The following is a 21,618-nucleotide window of genomic DNA, read 5'->3' on the forward strand; positions in this document are numbered from 1 at the left end:
CCTCGCAAGAGGCCGCCCTATGACTATGCGGAACGGCCTCGTGGGGGAGGCTGAAGGGAATCGCCATGCATCATCGTTTCATTCGCGGCGTCGCCGCTGCGGCCCTGCTGCTCGTCGCAGGCGCCGCCTCGGCCCAGGATTTTTCGGCTCAGCGCCTGTCGGATGAAATCCGCACCATCAGCGCCGACGACTTCCAGGGGCGCTATCCGGGAACGGACGGCGAGAAGGAAACGCTGGACTGGCTTCAGGCCCAGTATGAGGCCATGGGGCTGGAACCGGGCGGGCGGAACGGCGAGTGGCTGCAGGTCATCGATCTGAAGCGCCTGACGCCCCAGGGCGCGCCGACCGTCGTCTGGACCGGGCCCGACGGCGCCCGGCACGATCTGACGCCGGGAACGGACGTGACCTTGCGGGCCATGAACGTGCGGGCCAAGGGATCGGTGGCGGATGCGGCCGTGGTCTTCGCCGGATATGGCGTCTATGCGCCCGAGCGGGGCTGGGACGATTACGGCGACCTGGACGTCCGGGGCAAGGTGGTGCTGGTCGTGGCGGGCGAGCCGGACGGCGACCTGTTCAACGGACCTTATTCGACGACCTATCAGTCGGGCGCCTACAAGGCGGACGAGGCTAAGCGTCGCGGCGCCCTGGCGGTGCTGACCGTCGTTGACGCCGATCGCGCCTGGCAGCGTGAGACCGCTGGCGCGAGCCGTATTCGCACCCTGACGCCCGGCGCGGCGGACCTGGAGTTGACGGGGGCGGTCAACGGCGCGACGGCGCAGGCCCTGGGTCTGGACATGGGAGCGCTGAAGCCGCGTCTGGGGACGGGCGATTTCCGCGCCTTCGAATTGCCGGGCGTGCGCCTTAGCGCGGCGGCCGAGGAAAAGGTCGAGATACTGCGCACCCATAACCTGCTGGCGCGGATCACGGGGACCGAGCGGCCCAATGAGGTGATCGTCTATTCCGCTCACTGGGACCATGTCGGCGTCAACGAGCACGCGGCGGGCGACGACAAGATTTTCAACGGCGCCTGGGACAACGCCTCGGGCACCGTAGGCGTGGTCGAGATGGCCCGTCAGCTGAAGGCCGCGCCGGCGCCGAAGCGCACCATTGTCTTCGCCCATATGGCGGCCGAGGAAATGGGCCTGCTGGGCGCATACGCCTATGTGGCTGATCCGATCTATCCGCTGGAGACGACGGTGGCCGACATCAACATCGACATGCTGCCCCTCAGCGGGCCGACCCGCGACGTGCCGATCTTCGGCAAGGGGCAGAACAGTCTCGAGGACGACCTGCATGCCTTGGCGCAGAAGGAAGGCCGCTACGTCTCCGACGACGGTCAGCCGGAACAGAATTTCTACTACCGCTCCGACCACTTCCCCTTCGCCCGCGCTGGCGTGCCTGCCCTGATGCCATGGCACGGGGTGGATTGGGTCGAGGGCGGCCGTGAGGCGGGCCTGGCGGCCTGGAAGGCCAAGTTCGGCGCCGATTACCATCGCCCCAGTGACGAGTGGTCGGCCGACTGGGATCTGCGTTCGGCGGTCGAGAACTTGACCTTGCTGTACCGGCTGGGTCTGGATCTGGCCAATGGCGACCAGTGGCCGAGCTGGAAGCCGACTTCCGAGTTCGGCCAGGTCCGCGAGCGTAGCGCGGCGGCGCGGCGCTAGGCGGCAACGGGGATGATGTCAGGGCGTTGAAGACTTCATGAAGCCGCTTCTCGCCCTGTCTGTCCTGTGCCTGGCGGCCTGCGACCGGCCGGGCGCGGTCAATCCGCCGACCGAGCCGGCCCAGCCGGTGCAGGGGCCGATAGCCGCAGCGCCGCCGGCCCAGCGGCCGCCGGGCGCCGCGAGCATGTTGCCCGGCGCCGGTCCGGTCAGCTTCGTCGGCCGCTGGGCGGCCAAGGCCGAATGGTGCGCCCAGACCACCGGCGAGGGGCGCGCCATCGAGATCACCACCACGGAATTCAGCGGCTACGAAAACCGTTGCGCCATTGTCGGCATTGATGAGCAGCCGGACGGCTATCAGGCGACGCTGAGCTGCGACAGCGAAGGCGTGCGGACGCGCGAACGGGTCCGCTTCGTCGCCACCTCCGAGACGCTGAACCTGACCTGGCTGGATCGGGGAACGGATCAGCCGGTTCTGCTGATCCGCTGCACGAGTCTGGCGGGCTGAAGGTTCAGACGGCGGCCAGGGCCTGATCCAGATCGGCGATGAGGTCGTCAATGTGTTCAATGCCGACCGACAGGCGCACGGTGTCCTCGGTCACGCCCGCCTTCTTCAGTTCGTCAGGCGAAAGCTGGCGGTGGGTGGTCGAGGCCGGGTGGCAGACCAGAGACTTGGCGTCGCCGATGTTGACCAGACGGGTGAAGATCTTCACCGCGTCCTGGAAGCGGGCGCCCGCCTCGCGGCCGCCCCCCTCTTCAACGGATCTGACGCCGAAGGTCAGCAGGCCGGACGCCTTGCCGCCGAAATACTTCCTGATCAGCGGGTTGGACGGATGGTCTTCCAGTCCGGCGTAGTTGACCCATTCCACCTTGGGGTGGGCCTTCAGCCACTGGGCGACGGCGGTCGCGTTCTCGACGTGGCGGTCCATGCGCAGAGCCAGCGTCTCAAGCCCTTGCAGGATCAGGAAGCTGTTGAACGGCGAGATGGCCGCGCCGGTGTTGCGCAGCAGGACGGTGCGCACCCGGCCGATGAAGGCCGCCGGGCCAAGCGCCTCGGTGTAGACGACGCCATGGTAGCTGACTTCCGGCTCGTTCAGGCGGCGGAAACGCGCCTTGTGCTCGGCCCACGGAAACTTGCCGCTGTCCACGATGGCGCCGCCGATCGAGGTGCCGTGGCCGCCGATGTATTTGGTCAGGGAGTGGATGACGATGTCCGCCCCATGCTCGATCGGGCGGGTCAGGTAAGGGGTCGGCACGGTGTTGTCGACGATCAGCGGCAGGCCTTGGGCGTGCGCCGCGTCGGCCAGGGCGCCGAAGTCGACGACATTGCCCAGCGGGTTGCCGATGGACTCGCAGAAGACCGCCTTTGTGCGTTCATCCGTATGGGCGGCGATGGCGGCCGGGTCGGCAGCGTCGATGAAGCGCACCGTGATGCCGTACTGGGGCAGGGTGTGGGCGAACAGGTTGTAGGTGCCGCCATACAGGGTCGAGGTGGCGATGATGTTGTCGCCCGCCTCGGCAATGGTCAGGATCGCATAGGTGATCGCCGCCTGACCCGAGGCCACCGTCAGCGCCGCGATGCCGCCCTCCAGCGCCGCGATGCGCTGTTCCAGCACGTCCGACGTCGGGTTCATGATGCGGGTGTAGATGTTGCCCGCCACCTTCAGGTCGAACAGGTCCGCCCCGTGCTGGGTGTCGTCAAAGGCGTAGCTGGTGGTCTGATAGATGGGCACGGCGACCGATTTGGTGGTCGGGTCGGGCGAATAGCCCGCATGCACGGCGAGGGTATCGAACTTCATGGCGTCCCTGGAGAATTTTCAGCGTCAGTCGGGCTGATTCATCCAGGGCTTTGGCGATACCTGCAAGGGTATGGAATTTCAGTAATTCTATCAGGGCGGTCAGATTTTCTAACCGCCCTGAAGAAACGTCTTAGTTGTTGAACAGGAAGTGCATCACATCCCCGTCTTTGACGACATAGGCCTTGCCTTCGGCGCGCATCTTGCCCGCTTCCTTGGCGCCCGCTTCGCCCTTCAGCGCGACATAGTCGTCGAAGGCGATGGTTTCGCCGCGGATGAAGCCCTTTTCGAAGTCGGTGTGGATCACGCCCGCCGCCTGCGGCGCGGTGGCGCCGACGGGGATGGTCCAGGCGCGCGCTTCCTTCGGCCCGACGGTGAAATAGGTCTGCAGGCCCAGCAGCTTGTAGGCCTCGCGGATCAGGCGGTTCAGGCCGGGCTCTTCCAGACCCAGGGTCTCGAGGAACTCCTTCTGCTCCTCGTCGTCCAGGACGGCGATCTCCGACTCGATCTGGGCCGAGATGACCACTGAGTTGGCGTTGTCCTCGGCGGCGCGCTTGGCGACCAGGTCGGACAGTTCATTGCCCTTGTCGGCCGAGCCTTCCTCGACGTTGGCGACATAGAGGGCGGGCAGGGCGGTCAGCAGCTGCAGCATGTCCCAGGCCTTCTTGTCCTCCTTGGACACCTCGGCCAGACGCGCGGGCTTGCCGTCGCGCAGCTTTTCGAGCGCGGCGTCGATCAGCTTCAGGTTCAGCTGGGATTCCTTGTCGCCGCCCTTGGCGCGTTTCTCGATCTGGACGCGGCGGCGCTCAAGGCTCTCGAGGTCGGCCAGCATCAGCTCGGTCTCGATGATCTCGAGGTCCGAGATGGGGTCGATGCGGTTCTCGACGTGGGTGATGTCGTCATCGACGAAGCAGCGGGCGACGAAGGCGATGGCGTCGCAGTCGCGGATGTTGGCCAGGAACTGGTTGCCCAGGCCTTCGCCCTTGGACGCGCCGCGCACTAGACCGGCGATGTCCACGAAGGTGATCCGCGAGGGGATGATCTCCTTGGACCCGGCGATGCCGGCCAGAATGTTCAGGCGCGGTTCCGGCACGGCCACGTCGCCGGTGTTCGGCTCGATGGTGCAGAACGGATAGTTGGCCGCTTGGGCCGCCGCCGTCTTGGTCAGGGCGTTGAACAGGGTGGACTTGCCGACGTTGGGCAGGCCGACGATCGCGACTTTCAGGGCCATGGTATTCCTCGTGAGCGCGAGCCTTTAGCCGGTTCGGGCCGGTTTGTCAGGTGTGGGCGACAGACAGGGCGACCCTCTCCCGGCGGGAGAGGGCTTGAGCGCACGGCGGCGGAGCCGTCGTTCTGGCGCGAAAGGGTGAGGGGCTTGTCCTTTCAGTCGGCGTGAGCCGTGGCGCGACGGCCTTTGGCCGACTTATGCCGCGAACCCTCACCCTTTGGCTGCTACGCGCCGCCCTTCGGGTCGCCTTGCCAGTCGCTGCGCTCTTGGAGGCTCAAGCCCTCTCCCATTGGGAGAGGGTGTTACTCCTCTGAATCCACCACCGGCGGCTGCTTGATGGCCGCGTGGACGCCGATGGGGCCGGCCTTCTCGAACGTCAGGGTGAAGGAGGCGACGCCGCCGTCGACCAGCGGATCGCGCAGGCCCATCAGCATGATGTGGTTGCCGCCGGGCTTCAGCTCGACCGGGGTTCCGGCGGGCAGGGGCAGGCCGTCGGCCAGGTGGCCCATGCTCATGACCCCGTTCTCCATCTTCATCTCATGCACCTCGGCCGACTGGGCCAGGGAGGTCGAGACGCTGACCAGACGGTCGTCGGAGCCTGCCGTCAGGGTCAGATAGCAGCCTCCGACCTTGGCGCCGTTGGGCGTGGGGCGACACCAGGCGTCGGCGACCTGGACCACGCCGGGGGCGACGGTCGCGTCCTTAGCGGCTTCCGCCGACTTTTCGGCGGGCTGGCCGCAGGCGGCGAGGGTGAGGGCGGCAGCCGACAGGGCGGTCAGGGCGAACAGAGGTTTCATGTTGAAGCTCCTTCTCAAGAGGCTGCGACGGGCTTGGGCCCGGTGAACGCACGCACCGCCCGGTCGAGCAGCAGGGCGGCCACGAGGCTCAGTCCCGTCAAGGGATAGAGGATGGACAGGGGGATGACGATGCACAGCACGGCGATTCGTGCGCGCGGGCCGGGCGGTGCGGGCGGGGCGCCGGTGCGACGGCGCGACAGGCTGGGCGGGCGGCGCTTCCACCACATGATCAGACCGCTGATCGCCAGCAGCCAGACGGCGATGCAGCCGATCAGCATGACGATGCGGTTGATCAAGCCGTACTGCGTTCCCTGATGGACGGCGATGCCCCATTCGAAGCCCCTGGCCATGACGCCGAGCTGATGCCAGCGCAGGTCGGCCTTCACCGCCCCGCTGGCGCCGTCGACATAGAGGCTGCGGGCGTCCTCGACCTTGCGGGTCTGGCGGGCGACCGTCCAGGCCAGGTCGGAGGATTGCGGAATGCTGACGGTGAAGGGGCGGGGCAGGGCCTGCGCCTGCGCGGTTTCAAGAACGCGCGTCAGGCTGGCGACACCGTGGCCATGCGCGGGCAGGACGGCGTTCTCCAGCGTCCAGCCCACGCCTGCGGGGGCGTCGTGGGGCTTGGCGTGGCTCCAGGGGCTGGCGGCGGCGGGCGCGGGCGGACGGCCCAGTCCCGTGTCGCGCATGACGCCCATGAACCGATCGCCCCAGACGGCCGACCACGGCATCCCCGTGACCGCAAGGAAGATGATCACCCCGCCGACATAGAAGCCGGTCAGGGCGTGAACGTTGCGCCAGAAGGGGCGGCGTCCGGCGTCCGTCTCACGCGGCCTCAGCACGGCGCCGGTGCGGCGGCGCGGCCACCAGAGATAGAGGCCGGTGGCGCACAGGATGACGGCCCAGCCCGCGACGATCTCGACCAGAATGTTCAGCGCCGTGCCGACCGGCCCGCCGAACAGGGTCAGAGAGTGCAGCTTCTTGATCGTCTCGGTCACGCCGCCATAGGCGGTGACGCCGGTGACGGCGGCCGTGTGCGGATCGACGAAGACGGTGCGCTGGGCGCCGTCAGGCCGGTCGACGCGGACGCGCACGGCCTGATCCGCGCGGGCGGGAACCAGCACGTTCGCCGCCCGGCCTTTGCCCGCGCGAGCGGCGGCGTCCAGCCACTGATCAGGATCGGCCTGCCGGGCGCTGGCCGGAACCTCGATCATGGAGCGATAGACGGCGTGGTCGATCTCGTCCTTGAACAGATAGAGGCCGCCCGTCAGCGTCAGCAGCATCAGGAACGGCATGACCAGCACCCCGGCGTAGAAGTGCCAGCGCCACACGGCCCGATAGGCGCCGGACATGACCTCCGGCGCCTTGGTCTTGAGAGAGACGGTCACCAGTAGGCCAGCCGCAGGCCGACGAAGACCGAACGGCCCTCGCCGGGGAAGAAGACGGCGGTCTGTGTCGTGCTGGCGTCCGTCACAGCCGAGAACTCGCCGACGTAGCGTTTGTCGGTCAGGTTGCGCGCGTCGATGTAGACCGAGGCGTTCGGGCCGATGTTGAAACCGCCGGTCAGGCCGAGCACGACATAGTCCGGCGCCTTCATGGTGTTGGCGTAGTCGACATAGGGGCTGGACAGCCGCCACTCGACCGACGGGGTGACGAAGACGCCCGTCGGGTGGCGCCAGGTCAGTTCGGCGCGATACTGATGCTGCGGCACGACCGGCAGGCGGTTGTCGCCCCAGCGCGCATCGCCATCGAAGCGGAAGTCGCTCCAGTTATAGACCTGACGCAGCATCAGCGACCCGTCCGCCAGTTCGACCGGCAGGGACCAGTCCAGCCCGGCCTCGATCCCCTGGTGGATGGTCTTTTTGGCGTTGAAGGTGGCGGCGGGGATGTCGGGGCCGGTGATGAAGTTCAACATCTCGCCCTCGATATGGCTGCGATAGGCGACCAGATCCCAGGCCAGAGGCCCGCGACGACCGCGCGTGCCGATCTCGCCGGTCCAGGCGTCCTGAACCTCGACCGGGGTGAAGCCGGTCAGCGGCGCCTGCACCAGGGCGCCGAAGGTCGGCGGCTCGATCGAGCGGGTCAGGTTGGCGAAGACCTGGGCCCCGTTCTCGGCCTCCCACAACAGGCCCATGCGCGGCGAGAACCACTCATAGTCGCGGCTGGCGTCATTGGCCGGGGCCATCCGGTCCAGATAGTCGCGCGTGGCGCGCCCCCATGAGCCGCCCGCGACCAGCGCCAGTTGGTCGGTGACGAACAGCCGCCCCTCGGCGAAGACGTCGAGGCCGGAGGCGTTTTGCCGCGCATCGGCGGTTTTGGCGCCGCGTTGGCCCGCCAGGTTCACATAGCGCAGGGCCTCGACCTCGCCCTCGCGCCACGAGAAGCCGTAGAAGGCGTCGGCGCGCAGGCCGCCGATCTGGCCGGTCCAGTCGATGCGGGCGAAGGCGCCGCGCGTTGCGCTGTCCTGATCCATCACCTGGAAGATCGGGTGATAGAGCGACTTCTCCCAGCCCCAGACGGCGCCCTCGAACAGGGTGGACTCATTGAAGCGCCAGCGGGTCTGCAGCGTCAGCCGCTTGACCGTCAGATCGCGGGCCTGATCGCCGGACAGGGCGCTGGCGGAGGCTTTGCGCGGCTTGTTCAGCGCATCGTCCAGCGTCAGCGAGCCGGGCATGTCCTGCTTGATGTCGGCGGCCTGGGCGATCAGGCGCACCTCGCGGTCCTCGCCGAAGGAGCGGCCCGCATTGACGGTCAGACGGCCTTGCGACTGTTTGCTGTGGTCGCGCCAACCGTCGCCCTGCATGGCCGTGGCGGCGGCATAGACGTCCCAGTCGCCATAGGTCTCGGCGACGGCGCCGTGGGCGCGCACGAAGCCGTAGCTGCCGCCCTCGACCTGCATCAGAGCGCGCTGGCGGGCCGTGCGGCCGGTCGGGGTGACGAGGTTGATCGCCCCGCCCAGTTGCGCCCCGCCGAAGCGCAGGGTGTTGGCGCCCTTCCACACCTCGACATAGCGGGCGCTGAGGGAATCCACGCTCTGGAAGTCGGAGAAGCCGTCGGCGTCGGCGAAGGGCACGCCGTCCTGGGCGAACAGCACGCCGCGCTGGTGGAAGCCCTGGGCGATGCCTGAGCCGCGAATGGACAGGCGGCTTTCCTCGCCGAACCGCTTTTGAGCCAACATGCCGGGGACATTCCGCAGGGTGTCTGCGAACCCCTGCACGAAGCGATCGGAATAGCTTTCGGCCGACACCACGGCGACGGCGCCGGGGGTGCGGCTGAGACGGTCGCGGGCCTCGGCCACGACGGTCGGGTCTTCGGCGTTGCGGCGGCCGGTGACGATGATGCTGTCGACGACGGTGGGGCTGTCAGCCTCCGACAGGGCGTAGGCATGGGCGAGGGACGGCGCCAGGCAGGCGCCGATCAGCAGGGCGCACGGCGCCGCAGCGGTCTTGAGAGACATGGAATTTGTATCCTGAAAACAGATGTGCGGACGCGCAGGCCTTCAGCAGGCGCGCGGCGTCGATGGGTCTGGTTTTCAGGCGTGAGGCGGGGCGCGCGACGGCGGTCGCGGCGGGGCGCGGGCTGGGGGCGGCGGGCTGGCGATGAAGGGGGCGTAGACGACGGCCTGCGTCAGACGCACGACCGGCGCCGGTTCCGGCGCGGCGGGCGCGGGCAGGGCGGCCGCCAACGGCATGACGCAGGCGGCGCACTTGGCCCCCATATGCTCCTTGGCCGGGCCGTCGACGCCGCCGGACTGGATGGTCTGGGGACCATCGGCCGAGCAGATGACGATGGGCTGGCCGGGCGTGGAGGCCGCCAGCGCCGCGAAGGGCATCAGGCTGCCGATCACGATAGCGAACGTCGCGGTCAGGAAGGCCAGCGAGCGCCAGGTCGACCAGTTTTCTGCCTGGGAGCGGGTCACGAGGCAGGGCCTTAAACCTTCCCAGACGGGGAAGCTAGACCGGCGAGGGGCGACGCGGCGTCGCGTGCGGCCTCGACAAGACCGCCTTCGCAGTGCAGCGTGACGCTTGGACAGTCATCGAGGACACGCATGATCCGCGCCATCGGACCCTTCGCTCTCGCCCTGCTTCTTGCCGCGCCTGCGGTCGCGCAACAGGTGGAGGAGGGGCCAGGCGGTCCCGATCGCGTCTCCCTGACGGTCTACAACCAGAACATCGCCCTGGTGGAGGACGTGCGGAACCTGAACGTGCCCGCCGGGCGCTCGCGTCAGGAGTTTCCGGGCGTTTCCGCCAGCATCCGCCCCGAGACGGTGGGCCTCTCGGGGCGCGGCCTGTCGGTGGTCGAGCAGAACTTCGACTATGACCTGCTGACGCCGGGCAAGCTGATGGAAAGCGCTGTCGGCAATGAGATCGGCATCGTCCGCACCAACCCCGGCTCGGGCGCGCAATCCACCGAACGCGCCCGCGTGCTGGCGGCGAATCAGGGCGTGGTGCTGCAGATCGGCGACCGTATCGAGGTGCTGCGCGACGACGGCGTGCCGACGCGCGTCATCTTCGACCGGGTGCCGCAGAACCTGCGCCCACGCCCGACGCTCAGCGTGACCCTGGACGCCGAGGGGGCTGGCCGTCGCGAGACGACGCTGTCCTATCTGACCAGCGGTCTGACGTGGAAGGCGGACTATGTCGCCCGTTTCGACGAGAAGGCGGGCAAGCTGGACCTGACCGGCTGGGTGACGCTGACCAACAACTCGGGCGCGACTTTCAGCAACGCCCAGACGCGCGTGGTGGCGGGCGACGTCAATCTGATCAATCAGGGCGGCTATAATCCGCGCCCGCCGGTCCGTGTGTCCAATACGCGCGGCAATGGAACCCAGTCGGGCGGTGAGGGCGCGCTGGCCGACGTCTATGTCTATCCTCTGCCCGAGGCCGTGACGGTCGCCAACAACCAGACCAAGCAGGTCGGCCTGATCGACGCGGCGGGCGTGCCCGCGACCAAGCGCTATCTGCGGGTGGTCGACGGCTTCTACAGCGCCGAAGAGCCGATCGCGGCCGAAGTCGGGGTCATCTTCGCCAATGGATCGGGCGACGCGGCGCGCGCCCTGCCTGCGGGCGTGATCCGCGTTTATGTGAAGGATGAGGCGGGCGAGCCGCGCTTCATCGGCGAAAGTCAGGTCGACCACTCGCCCGCCGGGTCAGAGATCGTGGTGACGACGGGCGACGCCTTTGACGTGACGGTGCAACCGCGTCTGGTGTCGTCCGAGCGGGTGTCGAAGCGCCTGGTCGACTATTTCCGCACCCGTTATGCGATGGAATACACCGTCCGCAACGCTCGGCCCGAGCCGGTGACGGTCGAGGTGCGCCAGCGCGGTCTGGGCCGCGACACCGAACTGACGGATCAGAGCATCACGGGCGAGATGCGCGACGCCCGCACCGTCGTCTGGCGCGTGCCCGTGCCCGCCAACGGCGAGACCAAGCTGACCGCGACCATCACCACGGGCGGTTGATCTCATGCGCCGCCTTCTGGCGATCACCACTGCGCTGAGCCTTCTGGCGCCTGCGGTCTGGGCCCAGACGGAGAGCGTGTCCGCGCGTCCTGACGGGGCGACTGTGGTGATCTATCGCGACCGCCCGGTCGATACGGTCGCCCTGATGGAACAGTCGCGCCAGCCGTGGAGCCGGCTGGATCGTCAGGGGCTGGCCCTGATCGTGGAGACGCGCACGGTCGATCTTCCAGCGGGCGAGGGGATCATCCGTTTTCGGGGGCTGGCTACGGGCGTCGTGCCGCAGAGCGCTGTGCTGGAGGGTCTGCCCGCCCATGTGGTCGAGCGCAACGCCGACTTCGACCTGCTGTCGCCGGCCAGCCTGATGGAGAAGTCGGTGGGCGAGGTGGTGCGCGTCGTTCGCACCAATCCGGCGACTGGCGAACAGGTCGAGAAGGCCGCGGTCATCCGTGCGGGCGCTCAAGGCACTGTGTTGGAGATCGACGGCCGGTTCGAGGCGCTGGACTGCTCGGGCCAGACCGAGCGGGTCGTGTTCGACCGCGTGCCAGAGGGGCTGGGCGACCAGCCGACCCTGTCGGTCCGCACACGGGCCGAGCGGGCGGGACGGCACACGGTGACGCTGGCCTATCTGACCACGGGGCTGCAGTGGTCGGCCGACTATGTCGCGCGGCTTAACCCGACGGACGGGACGCTGGACCTGACCGGCTGGGTGACGTTGGCCAACTTCGGCGGCACGGGATTCCCCGACGCTCCGGTTCAGGTGGTGGCGGGCACGCTGAGGAAGGACGCAGGCACCGTGCCGGTCGAGCCGATGGTCCGCTATCAGCAGAACCAGTGCTGGCCGCAGGGAACGACGACGTTCGGTTCAGGGCAGTTCGCGGGCTATGGCGGCGCGCCGCCTCCTCCGCCGCCGCCGGCTCCGCCGAGGCCGATGGCGATGGAGGCGGCTGACGTCGTCGTCACCGGCAGCCGCATGGCGCGCGCTCCGAAGCTGGCCGAACAGGGCGAACTGGGCGACTATAAGATCTACACCCTGCCTGAGCCCACGACTGTCGCGGCGCGGCAGACCAAGCAGGTGCGCTTTCTGGAGCGCGAGGCCGTGGCCTATGAGCGGGTCTATCGCGCCGGGGTGCTGAACCCGGACGAGGAGACGCAGCCCACGGCCATCGTCATGAAGCTGCGCAATGAGGAGGGCGCCGGGCTGGGCGTGGCCCTGCCGGGCGGTTCAGTGGCGGTGATGCAGCCGGACGGGGCGGGCGGCGTGCTGTTGGCCGGTCAGGACCGGTTCGAGGACAAGGGCGTGGGACTGCCGGTGCGGCTGACTTTCGGCGAATCGCCGGACGTGCGGGTGCAGACGCGGCTGGTGAAGTCCGGGCGCTCGACGCGCGGCGCGGTCACGACCGAGCGCACCGAGGTCGAGACCACCGTCACCAACGCCCGCTCCGAGCCGGTAACGGTTGAACTGGTCGCCGATGCGGCCGGACAGCGCGGTTTCCGTATCCGCAGCCAGTCGGTGCGCAGTCGGGTGGACGACACCGGCTATCCGGTCTGGACGATGAGCGTGCCGGCGAACGGTGCGGCGACGCTGACGGCCGCTTGGACGACGACGGATTGAGGCTGTGATTCTCCCTCCCCATGAAGGGGAGGGAGAGGCGTTGCGTTACTCCCCCTTCGCCGCCTGCCTGGGGCTGAATTTCGGCGCAGGAGCCAGGCGCATGACTTCGCCCTGATAGCGTTCGTCGTCGCCGTTCACCGCGAAGGGCAGGGCGTCGGCGCAGGCCTGCAGCATGGCGTCCAGCCACGGCTTGTCGGCCTTGTGGAAGTCGCCCAGGACGTGGTGCATGACCAGTTGCGGCTCGCCAGGGTGGCCGATGCCCATGCGGGCGCGGCGGAAGTCGGCGCCCAGGTGGCTGATCAGGCTGCGAATCCCGTTCTGGCCTGCTGCGCCGCCGCCCTTCTTCATGCGGAAGCGGCCGGGGGCCAGGTCGATCTCGTCGTGGAAGACGATGACGTGTTCGGGCTTCACCTTGTAGAAGCGCGCCGCCTCGCCGACGGCGCGGCCGCTCTCGTTCATATAGGTCTGGGGCTTCATCAGCAGGATCTTGGTCCCCTCGACCTCGCCGTCGGCGACGATCGACTGGAACTTGGCGCGCGACGGACCGAAGCGCCAGCGGTCGGCGATTTCGTCCACGGCCATGAAGCCGATGTTGTGGCGGTTCTTTTCGTATTTGGGGCCGGGATTGCCCAGGCCGGCGATGATGATCATGCGGTCCTCATGCCCCGTGCTTCAGACAAAGAAAAGCCCCGCCAGGCGAACCCGGCGGGGCTGTGTCTCGCTGTTTAATCCCCTCAAGCAGCCCTGCGCCGCGCGCAGGGCGATAGGGGAGGAAACATCAGGCTTCTTCGGCTTCAGCTTCCGCCGTGGTGTCGCCGGCGTCCGACTGAGCGGCGGCCGAGTTCTTGATCGCGGCGATCATGAAGTCGCGGTCGGTGATGGTCGCCGAGGCGCCTTCCGGCAGCTGGATGTCCGAGATGCGGATGTTCTCGCCGATCTCGCGGCCCTTCAGGTCGACGACCAGTTCAGCCGGGATACGGTCGGCGCGGACCATGATCTCGACGGTGTGGCGAACCACTTCCAGCATGCCGCCCTGACGGGTGTAGGGAGCTTCGTCAGCGTTGACGAAGGCGACCGGGATTTCGATCTTGATCTCTTCCTTGGCGCCGACGCGCATCAGGTCGAAGTGCAGCGGACGGTCGGAAACCGGATCGAACTGGATGTCCTTGGCGATGACCGGCTGGGTTTCCTTGCCGTACTTCAGGGTCACCAGGTGACCGATCAGCTTGCCGGTGTACAGCGACTTGCGGAACTCGCGCTCGTTCACGGAGATGGCCACCGGGGCCTTGTCGCCGCCGTACAGCACGCCGGGGACGGCGCCTTCGCGGCGCGCGGCGCGGGCGCCGCCGGTGCCCACGTTCTCGCGGACATCAACGTTCAGAATGATCTCAGCCATCGGGCTCGCCTTCAATACAAGTAAACGCCTGCGCAGAACCGTGGCCCGCGCGGCGGGGTCATGAACCCTTCGAATTCAAGAGCGCGGGCTATTACACGGAACACGGGGCGGACGCAACCGCCCCGGCTTCGCCCGCAGTGATATTCAGCCCTAGCCGTTAGGAGTTGCGGTGACCGCGGACTGGTTCTGCGCCTGGGCCATCGGCGTGGGCCCGCCCGCAGGCGGCACAGCCACGGTGATGGTGGGCATCGGTCCCGTATACTGCGAGGTGCACTGGGCCAGGTCGCGGACGACGTGACGACCGGCGCAGAAGATGTCCTCATAGTTCGGCTTGGCCGCCGCCAGGCACTGGAACAGCATCAACTTCGACATGTTGAGGCAGAACTCATTGTTCGATTCGCTCGTCAGGGCGTCGGTGTTCGCCTTGGCGTCCTCGCCCGCCGCACCCAGCGCCGCCAGGGCGGCGATGGCCAGGGAGTTGACGATGGCGGGCGTGAACGGCGCGCCGCGCTGGGCGGCGGTCAGGTTCAGGCCCGAACCGCTGTTGGCGGCGGCGAACAGGCGGGCGCTGTCCTCGGCCGAGGGCAAGCGCGGCACGGCCGACAGGGACTTGGCGCCTTCCAGACGGCCCACGCGGTCGGCGACGGGCTGGGTGGCCCAGCGACGGCGGGGATCACGGCGTTCCTGGATGGTGTAGGCGTCCGTCTCCACCGCCTCGGCGATGGCGGTCATGGTCGCCGCGTCCTGACCCATGGTGCTGGCGATCAGACCGGCGGCGGCTTCCGCGCCGGGCAGGGTGGCGGCGTAGGCCGGGTCGGCGACGATTCGGGACACCATCTGCTGGCGTTGGGCCGGGTCGGAGGCGTACTGGCGCACGCCGGCGACATATTCCGGGGATTGCAGGGCCAGGATGGCGCCATAGGCGATCATGCCGCGCGACAACTGGCCGGCCTCGACGGCGGCGCCCTTGCGGACGGCGGCCTGAATGGATTCGGCGTCGGGGAAGCCGGCCTGGATCGACCCGACTTCGCGCACGAAGGCGACATAGACCGAGGCGGCCTCGGCCACGCTCTGGTTCAGCGCCAGGGCGGGCGGGGGCGGCGGGGGCGGCGCAGGGGGCGGCGCTTCCGGTTCAGGCGTCGAACAGCTGGCCAGGACGGCGGCGGCGGCGACAGCGGCGACGGAGAGGCCGCGGCGCAAGAAGGCCTGGGGCATCGGCGGTCTTCCCTTGTTTTAAGCGATACGCACTTGGACGGGCGTCGGAGGCGGACAGCGCCTGCCGAACTACAAGCCCTTATATCGCGGAGGGAATGGTTAGCCGAACCTTAATCGAACAGCTTTGAGACCGACTCTTCGTTGGCGATGCGCCGAATCGCCTCGCCCATCAGCGGAGCCACGGGCACGCGGCGGATCTTCGAGCAGTTCAAAACTTCGTCAGGCTGTTCGATGGAGTCGGTGATCACCAGCTCCTTCAGCGGGCCGTTGGCGACGCGGTCGACCGCCGGACCCGACAGGACGCCGTGGCTGATGTAGGCTGAAACCTCGGTCGCGCCGCGGTCGATCAGCGCCTTGGCCGCGTTCACCAGGGTGCCGCCCGAATCGACGATGTCGTCGAACAGGATGCAGCGGCGGCCTTCGACGTCGCCGATGATGTTCATGACTTCGCTCTCGCCCGCCTTGGGGCGGCGCTTGTCGACGATGGCGAGGTCCGCATTCAGGCGGCTGGCCAGGGAGCGGGCGCGCACCACGCCGCCGACGTCGGGCGAGACGATCATCAGATCATCGCCCTTGGGGTAGTTGTCCTTGATGTCCTGGGCCAAGACGGGCGTCGCCACCAGATTATCGGTCGGGATGTCGAAGAAACCCTGAATCTGGCCGGCGTGCAGGTCCATGGTCAGGACGCGGTCGGCGCCGGCGCGGGTGATCAGATTGGCGACCAACTTGGCCGAGATCGGCGTGCGGCCGCCGGTTTTCCGGTCCTGTCGGGCGTAGCCGAAGTAGGGCATGACGGCCGTGATCCGCTTGGCCGAGGCGCGCACCAGCGCGTCGGTCATGATCAGCAGTTCCATCAGATTGTCGTTGGCCGGATACGAGGTCGACTGGATGATGAAGACATCCTCGCCGCGCACGTTCTCCTCGACGACGGCGAACACCTCATTGTCCGCGAAACGCTTCACCTGGGCCTTGGTCAGCGGCATGTCCAGGTGAGCAGCGATGGCCTGGGCCAAGCTCCGGTTCGAATTGCCAGCAAGCAGCTTCATTGACCGGTCATCCTTTCGCCGTCATCGCTCCGCCAATAGTTGCGGGTGCGTTTCTGGACGCGCTCTCTAGGCGGCGAACGGTGCGGCGTCCAGCCGTGTTCCGGACGTATCTTCGATTTCGGCGGATTGGCTTGGGCGCGAGCGCTGTTATAGAGGGCACAACCTGCTACCGAGGGCGCGTGTCGCGTGTCCGCGTCCCGAAGGCATCTTGATGAGGTCGTCCTTGCTCGCTTCGAAATCTCGTTCCGGCATGATCCTGCTGACGGTCGCCGTGGCGGCACTGTCCGTCGCCGCGTGCTCGGGGACCAAGCCCCGCCAGCGTCTGGCTTATGAGGAGCGTCCGGTCGAGGCCCTGTACAACACGGGCTATCAGCGACTGCAGTCCAAGCGCTGGATGGACGCGGTGGACTACTTCCAGGAAGTCGAGCGTCAGCACCCCTATTCGGAGTGGGCCCGCCGCGCGATCCTGATGCAGATCTACGCCTATTATCAGAACAACAACTATCAGGACGCGATCGCAGCAGCTGACCGCTTCATCGCCCTGTTCCCCGGCAATCCGTCGGCGGGCTACGCCTTCTACATGAAGGCCGTCTGCAATTTCGAGCAGATCGTGGATGTGGGTCGGGATCAGGGCTATGCCGAGGCCGCCCTGGCGGGTCTGCGCGATGTGGCGCGTCGCTATCCGGACACGGCGTACGCCACTGACGCACGGGTCAAGATCGACATGGTCAATGACCAACTGGCGGGCAAGGAAATGGCTGTCGGTCGCTTCTACCAGCGCGCCAACCAGCCCCTGGGCGCATTGAATCGCTACAAGGCGGTGATCAACAATGAGGCCTTCCAGCGCACCTCGCACACGCCTGAGGCTCTGTATCGTCTGGTCGAGGTCAATCTGAGCCTGGGCCTGACCGAGGAGGCGACGCGTAACGCCGCCGTCCTGGGCCACAACTATCCGGGCAGCCCCTGGTACGCCGAGGCCTTCGCCCTGCTGCGCGAGCGTGGCGAGAACCCGACAGTCCAGCCTGAGGGCAAGCGCGAATCCTGGCTGCAACGCCTGATCCCCGGCGGCGCCTGATCCGGTCGCAGGGCAGTGACGCGGTGTGATTAAGGCGCTGCGTTCCCGTTCTGTTTCCGGCTAGGATGCGGCGAAACATCGAATCAGATCGCCCATGCTGACCACCCTTTCGATCCGCGACGTCGTCCTCGTCGACGCCCTTGACCTGGAGGTCGAGGACGGTCTGACCGTGCTGACCGGCGAGACGGGGGCGGGCAAGTCCATCATCCTCGACGCGCTGGGCCTGGCGCTGGGTGCGCGCTCAGACGCGGGGCTGGTGCGCAACGGGGCCAAGCAGGCGTCGGCCACGGCCGTTTTCACGGCGCCGGATGATGAGGCTCTGATCGCCTTGCTGTCCGAACGCGGCTTCGAGGTCGCGCCGGGCGAGGAGCTGATCCTGCGCCGGGTGGTGTCGGTCGACGGCCGCAGCCGCGCCTATGTCAACGATCAGCCCGCCGGGGTGACGGCCCTGCGCGAGATCGGCGCCCTGCTGGTCGAGGTGCACGGCCAGCATGAGACGGTCGGCCTGCTGGACTGGAAGACGCACCGGGCGCTGCTGGACAACTACGGCGGGCTGCAACCGCAGCTGGCGGGCGTGGCCGGGGCGGCCGAGCGCCTGAAGGCGGCGCAGGCCCATCTGGATGATCTGGAGGCGTCGGCCGCCGAGGCGGCGGCCAAGGCTGAGGAAATCACGCAGAACCTGGCCGATCTCGACGCCCTGGATCCCAAGCCGGACGAAGAGACGGAACTGGCGGGCGAACGCGCCATTCTCGGCGCGGCGGAGAAGGCGGTGGCCGATCTGGCCGACGCGCGCAATCTGCTGGGCGGGGACAAGCTGAGCCAGCGTCTGGCCTCGGCACTGCGCGCGGTCGAACACGCGCGCCAGCGGGCGGTGCAGGCGGGCGCTGAGGGCGACAACCCCATCATCGTCAAACTGGCCTCGGCCGCCGAGGCGGTGGACCGCGCCCTTGTCGAGGCGACCGAAGCCGTGGCCTGTGTCGACGCTGCGGCGGACGCCTTCGACTTCGAGCCGGGCCGTCTGGACAAGGCGGAGGAGCGGCTGTTCGCCCTGCGCGCCGCCGCCCGCAAGCTGAACACCACGGTTGAGGCCCTACCGGCGCTGCGCGTGCGTCTGCGCGAGCAGCTTCGCCTGATCGAGGACGGCGAGGAAGCCCTGACCAAGGCGCGCCGCGACGTCGCCGTGGCGATGGAGGCTTATGACGTGGCGGCCCTGCTGCTGACCTCGGCGCGCGAGGCGGCGGGGGACCGACTGGTCGCCGCCGTCATGGACGAGCTTGGCCCGCTGAAGCTGGAGCGCGCGCGCTTCCGCGTGACGCTGGAGCCGGTCGAGGGGCGTCGCGGCCCGCTGGGCGTCGAGACGGTGCGGTTCGAGGTGGCGACCAATGCCGGGACCGCCTTCGGTCCGCTGGACACGGTGGCGTCGGGCGGCGAGCTGGCGCGTTTCGCGCTGGCGATGAAGGCGGCGCTGGCCAGCCGCGAGGACCAACGCCAGCCGGTCATGATCTTCGACGAGGTGGACCAGGGCGTCGGCGGCGCCGTGGCCGAGGCCGTCGGCGGGCGCCTGCAACGCCTGTCGCGCGGGGCGCAGGTGCTGGTCGTGACGCACAGCCCGCAGGTGGCGGCGCGCGGCCACGCTCACTGGAAGGTCCGCAAGGCGGACGTGGAGGGTCATACCCGCACCTCCATCGACGTGTTGGAGCAAGGCCCGCGTCAGGAAGAGATCGCGCGGATGCTGTCGGGGGCCGAGATCACCGATGAAGCGCGCGCGGCGGCGCGGGTGTTGATCGGCTAGGGTCTTCCTTCTCCCCTTGAGGGAGAAGGTGGCAGGCGGTGCCTGACGGATGAGGGGTGTCGACTCCGTCTTCTTGAAATTCGATCAGCGGGCGTCAGTACGGCTTTCACAACCGATGCGCTGACACACCTCATCCGAGCGCCTCCGGCGCCCACCTTCTCCCTCAAGGGGAGAAGGAAGGCTTAGACCCCCAGGATCCAGCCTTCTTCACCCTCGACCTGAGCGATCAGGGCTTCGTCCGCGCTGGCGGGCGGGGCGAAGGCTTTCTGCAGGTCGCCGGCGTCGTCCATGCGGGCGAAGGCTTCGGCGGCGGCGCGGACCTGGGCCTGGGTCTTGTATTCCTTGACGCCTTCGGCGTTCACGCCGCGCTTGGCCTCGAACATCAGGGGCCAGACTTCGACGACGACGGCCGACAGGGGCTCGATGTCGGCCTCGGTCAGTTCGCGCCAGCCGGTGCCGAAGGGCCAGACGGCCGCCGAGGCGCCCAGCGTGTCCAGCAGGCGGCGCAGCATGGGCACGCCGACCAGCGTCAGGCCGCCGATCGCGCCCGCGCCGTGCATCTGCCAGACGCTCTTGGGCGGCAGCTTGTCCTTGCGCGCGGCCATTTCGGTGGCGCGAAATTCGGGGATGTCGGCGCCGGCGCCTTCGGGCGGCTTGGTCGTGGTCAACCAGCGCTGGGCCTGGCTGGCGGGCGCGCCCCAGAAGGGCCAGGGCTCGTCCGTCATCAGGCGGTTCATCTTGGCCGCGACCTGATAGCGGTTGTTCGAATTGTCGGCCTTGTCGACGATGTTGGCGGCCAGGAACTTGCCCATGGCGTCCCACGGGCGGCCGTCCAGCTTCAGCCGCGCGGCGGTCCCGGCCGGAAAGCCGAAGTCGAAGTCGAAGCCCACCAGGACGCGGTCGCCGCGCTTGCGGTGTTCGGCCAGCAGGTCGGCGATCAGCTTTTCGCCCTCGGCGCGCGTGGCGACGTTGTGCGTCTCGGCATAGAGGCGGAAGCGCACGTCGCGCTTGGCGACGCCGACCCACAGGGTCTGCTCGCCCAGCTTCTTGCCCTCGGCGGCGGTCCAGTTGGCGATGATGTAGGCGTCGAAAAGGCGGGCCACGGGGGCTCCTGAAGAAAGAAGCGAAGAACAGGAACGGGGGCTTCTAGCCGCCCTGACTCAAGCCGTGAAGGGCGATCAGCGTTGCATCAGGGCTTCGACGTGCGACAACCAGCGGCGCCCCAGCCGCAGACCCTCGCCGGGAGAGCGGGTTCCGGTCGCCGTCTCGGCCTCGGAGGCGGGGGCGGTGCGCGATCCGCTCCACAGGGCCAGCTCGAACTCGGCGTTGTGCGGGGCGCTGAAGATCAACCGCATCACGACCAGTTCGGCGTCGGGCGCATCGAGGTCGATTTCCTTGCGATGCTGGCCGCGCAGGACGCGGGCGACCACATGGCCGTCGACGATGATCTCGGCGCCCAGCACTTCCTCGAAGGCGTAGACCAGCCCCATCGCGCCGCGATTCCACAGGACCGCCAGCTGGCCGCCTTCCAGATCCAGCCCGGCCGCGCGGCCTTCATGGGCGGACAGGGCCAGGGTGTCGGCCGGGGCGCCCAGCGCCTTCTTCATCGCCCGTCGCAGTCGCCGCTCGGACTCCATCCACCAGGAAAACAGCAGGACGCCGGTGGTCAGGAAGGCGGCGATCAGGGCGATCAGCAGAATGGCCCTGAACGTCTCGCCCATGGATCAGGCCTCCAGATCCAGATCGACCACGACGGGGACGTGATCGCTGGGCTTTTCCATGTCGCGGGCCTCGCGGTGCGTCTCGATGGCGCGGAAGCGGTCGGCGGCCTGGGGCGACAGCAGGGCGAAGTCGATGCGGATGCCGTGGTTCCTCTGCCAGGCGCCTGCCTGATAGTCCCAGAAGGTGAAGGTTCCTGCGGGCTCGCGGCCCAGTTCGTGGGAATCGGCCAGGCCCAGCCATTTCAGCGCGCGGAAGGCCTCGCGGCTTTCAGGCTGGAACAGGGCGTCTTCGGTCCAGGCGGCGGGGTTCTTGGCGTCCTCGGCTTCGGGGATGACGTTGTAGTCGCCGCACAGGGCCAAAGGCTCTTCCAGCGCCAGCAGCTCGCGCGCGTGGTTCTGAAGCCGCTCGAACCAGGCCAGCTTGTAGGTGAACTTCTCGGTGCCGATGGGATTGCCGTTGGGCAGGTAGATGGAGGCGACGCGGATCGGCCGGGGCGCCTCGATCAGGGCCTCGATGTAGCGGGCCTGTTCGTCCGTATCGTCGCCGGGCAAGCCGCGCCGCACGTCCGACAGCGGAAATTTCGACAGCAGGGCGACGCCGTTGTAGCTCTTCTGGCCGTGGGTCTCGACGTTGTAGCCCAAATCTTCGAAGGCCTCGCGCGGGAACTTCTCGTCCACGCACTTGATCTCCTGGAAGCAGGCGACATCGGGATTGGCGGCCTGAATCCACTCCAGCACCGTAGGCAGGCGGGCGTTGACCGAGTTCACGTTCCAGGTGGCGATGCGCATGGGACGCAAGGCTAAGGTGAGCCGCTTCGTTC

The 21,618-nt window shown here is 68.1% G+C and carries 19 protein-coding genes; 6 read left to right on the forward strand and 13 right to left on the reverse strand.

The window, feature by feature from the left end:
* The first annotated feature begins 65 nt into the window (after positions 1-65).
* Together ABC419_RS07410 and ABC419_RS07415 are read left to right on the forward strand one after the other, a co-directional pair.
* Positions 66-1,664: a M28 family peptidase gene (locus tag ABC419_RS07410; protein WP_412877875.1), complete on the forward strand. Its 1,599-nt coding sequence runs from the start codon at positions 66-68 to the stop codon at positions 1,662-1,664.
* A 37-nt stretch (positions 1,665-1,701) separates the two neighbouring features.
* Positions 1,702-2,169, forward strand: coding sequence for a hypothetical protein (locus tag ABC419_RS07415; RefSeq protein ID WP_200165550.1), 468 nt, complete (start codon positions 1,702-1,704; stop codon positions 2,167-2,169).
* A gap of 4 nt (positions 2,170-2,173) precedes the next feature.
* Here the strand turns inward: ABC419_RS07415 and ABC419_RS07420 are convergent, their stop codons facing one another.
* The 6 genes from ABC419_RS07420 to ABC419_RS07445 all read right to left on the reverse strand — a co-directional run bounded on the left by ABC419_RS07420 (position 2,174) and on the right by ABC419_RS07445 (position 9,398).
* Entirely contained in the window at positions 2,174-3,460 is a 1,287-nt protein-coding gene (locus ABC419_RS07420) for an O-acetylhomoserine aminocarboxypropyltransferase/cysteine synthase family protein (RefSeq protein ID WP_412877874.1), read from the reverse strand.
* Between the two features lie 130 nt (positions 3,461-3,590).
* Entirely contained in the window at positions 3,591-4,688 is a 1,098-nt protein-coding gene (ychF, locus tag ABC419_RS07425) for a redox-regulated ATPase YchF (protein ID WP_412877873.1), read from the reverse strand.
* Between the two features lie 299 nt (positions 4,689-4,987).
* Positions 4,988-5,482, reverse strand: a complete 495-nt coding sequence (locus ABC419_RS07430; RefSeq protein ID WP_412877872.1) for a copper chaperone PCu(A)C — start codon at positions 5,480-5,482, stop codon at positions 4,988-4,990.
* A gap of 14 nt (positions 5,483-5,496) precedes the next feature.
* Positions 5,497-6,867, reverse strand: coding sequence for a PepSY-associated TM helix domain-containing protein (locus ABC419_RS07435; RefSeq protein WP_412877871.1), 1,371 nt, complete (start codon positions 6,865-6,867; stop codon positions 5,497-5,499).
* Entirely contained in the window at positions 6,864-8,936 is a 2,073-nt protein-coding gene (locus ABC419_RS07440; RefSeq protein ID WP_412878115.1) for a TonB-dependent receptor family protein, read from the reverse strand. The genes ABC419_RS07435 and ABC419_RS07440 overlap by 4 nt, the downstream gene beginning before the upstream one ends.
* 75 nt (positions 8,937-9,011) lie before the next feature.
* Entirely contained in the window at positions 9,012-9,398 is a 387-nt protein-coding gene (locus tag ABC419_RS07445; RefSeq protein WP_412877869.1) for a DUF2946 family protein, read from the reverse strand.
* Between the two features lie 129 nt (positions 9,399-9,527).
* On the opposite strand from ABC419_RS07445, the gene ABC419_RS07450 reads away from it, so the two are divergent.
* Entirely contained in the window at positions 9,528-10,940 is a 1,413-nt protein-coding gene (locus tag ABC419_RS07450) for a DUF4139 domain-containing protein (RefSeq protein ID WP_412877868.1), read from the forward strand.
* Positions 10,941-10,944: 4 nt separating this feature from the next.
* Positions 10,945-12,552, forward strand: coding sequence for a DUF4139 domain-containing protein (locus tag ABC419_RS07455; protein WP_412877867.1), 1,608 nt, complete (start codon positions 10,945-10,947; stop codon positions 12,550-12,552).
* A 45-nt stretch (positions 12,553-12,597) separates the two neighbouring features.
* Here ABC419_RS07455 and pth read toward each other — a convergent pair whose 3' ends face one another.
* From pth to ABC419_RS07475, 4 genes are all read right to left on the reverse strand, one after another.
* Positions 12,598-13,203: an aminoacyl-tRNA hydrolase gene (pth, locus tag ABC419_RS07460; protein ID WP_412877866.1), complete on the reverse strand. Its 606-nt coding sequence runs from the start codon at positions 13,201-13,203 to the stop codon at positions 12,598-12,600.
* Between the two features lie 127 nt (positions 13,204-13,330).
* Positions 13,331-13,948, reverse strand: a complete 618-nt coding sequence (locus ABC419_RS07465; RefSeq protein ID WP_412877865.1) for a 50S ribosomal protein L25/general stress protein Ctc — start codon at positions 13,946-13,948, stop codon at positions 13,331-13,333.
* A 150-nt stretch (positions 13,949-14,098) separates the two neighbouring features.
* Positions 14,099-15,163, reverse strand: coding sequence for a hypothetical protein (locus ABC419_RS07470; protein WP_412877864.1), 1,065 nt, complete (start codon positions 15,161-15,163; stop codon positions 14,099-14,101).
* A 110-nt stretch (positions 15,164-15,273) separates the two neighbouring features.
* Positions 15,274-16,209: a ribose-phosphate pyrophosphokinase gene (locus tag ABC419_RS07475; RefSeq protein ID WP_003165551.1), complete on the reverse strand. Its 936-nt coding sequence runs from the start codon at positions 16,207-16,209 to the stop codon at positions 15,274-15,276.
* A 211-nt stretch (positions 16,210-16,420) separates the two neighbouring features.
* Between ABC419_RS07475 and ABC419_RS07480 the strand changes: the two genes are divergently transcribed.
* Together ABC419_RS07480 and recN are read left to right on the forward strand one after the other, a co-directional pair.
* On the forward strand, positions 16,421-17,284 hold the full coding sequence (locus tag ABC419_RS07480) for an outer membrane protein assembly factor BamD (protein WP_125899706.1): 864 nt from the start codon (positions 16,421-16,423) through the stop codon (positions 17,282-17,284).
* Between the two features lie 94 nt (positions 17,285-17,378).
* A complete protein-coding gene (gene recN / locus ABC419_RS07485) occupies positions 17,379-19,076 on the forward strand; it encodes a DNA repair protein RecN (RefSeq protein ID WP_412877863.1) in 1,698 nt (565 codons plus the stop codon).
* Between the two features lie 182 nt (positions 19,077-19,258).
* Here the strand turns inward: recN and ABC419_RS07490 are convergent, their stop codons facing one another.
* The 3 genes from ABC419_RS07490 to xth form a co-directional block, all read right to left on the reverse strand.
* Positions 19,259-20,179 (reverse strand): cobalamin biosynthesis protein CbiG, encoded by a 921-nt coding sequence (locus tag ABC419_RS07490; protein ID WP_368923986.1) that lies wholly within the window; start codon positions 20,177-20,179, stop codon positions 19,259-19,261.
* Between the two features lie 75 nt (positions 20,180-20,254).
* Positions 20,255-20,797 (reverse strand): hypothetical protein, encoded by a 543-nt coding sequence (locus ABC419_RS07495; protein WP_412877862.1) that lies wholly within the window; start codon positions 20,795-20,797, stop codon positions 20,255-20,257.
* Positions 20,798-20,800: 3 nt separating this feature from the next.
* Complete coding sequence (gene xth / locus ABC419_RS07500; RefSeq protein ID WP_412877861.1) at positions 20,801-21,586, reverse strand: exodeoxyribonuclease III; 786 nt, start codon at positions 21,584-21,586, stop codon at positions 20,801-20,803.
* Positions 21,587-21,618: the final 32 nt, after the last annotated feature.

This window comes from Brevundimonas phoenicis (assembly GCF_047237745.1).
Classification (GTDB): Bacteria; Pseudomonadota; Alphaproteobacteria; order Caulobacterales; family Caulobacteraceae; genus Brevundimonas.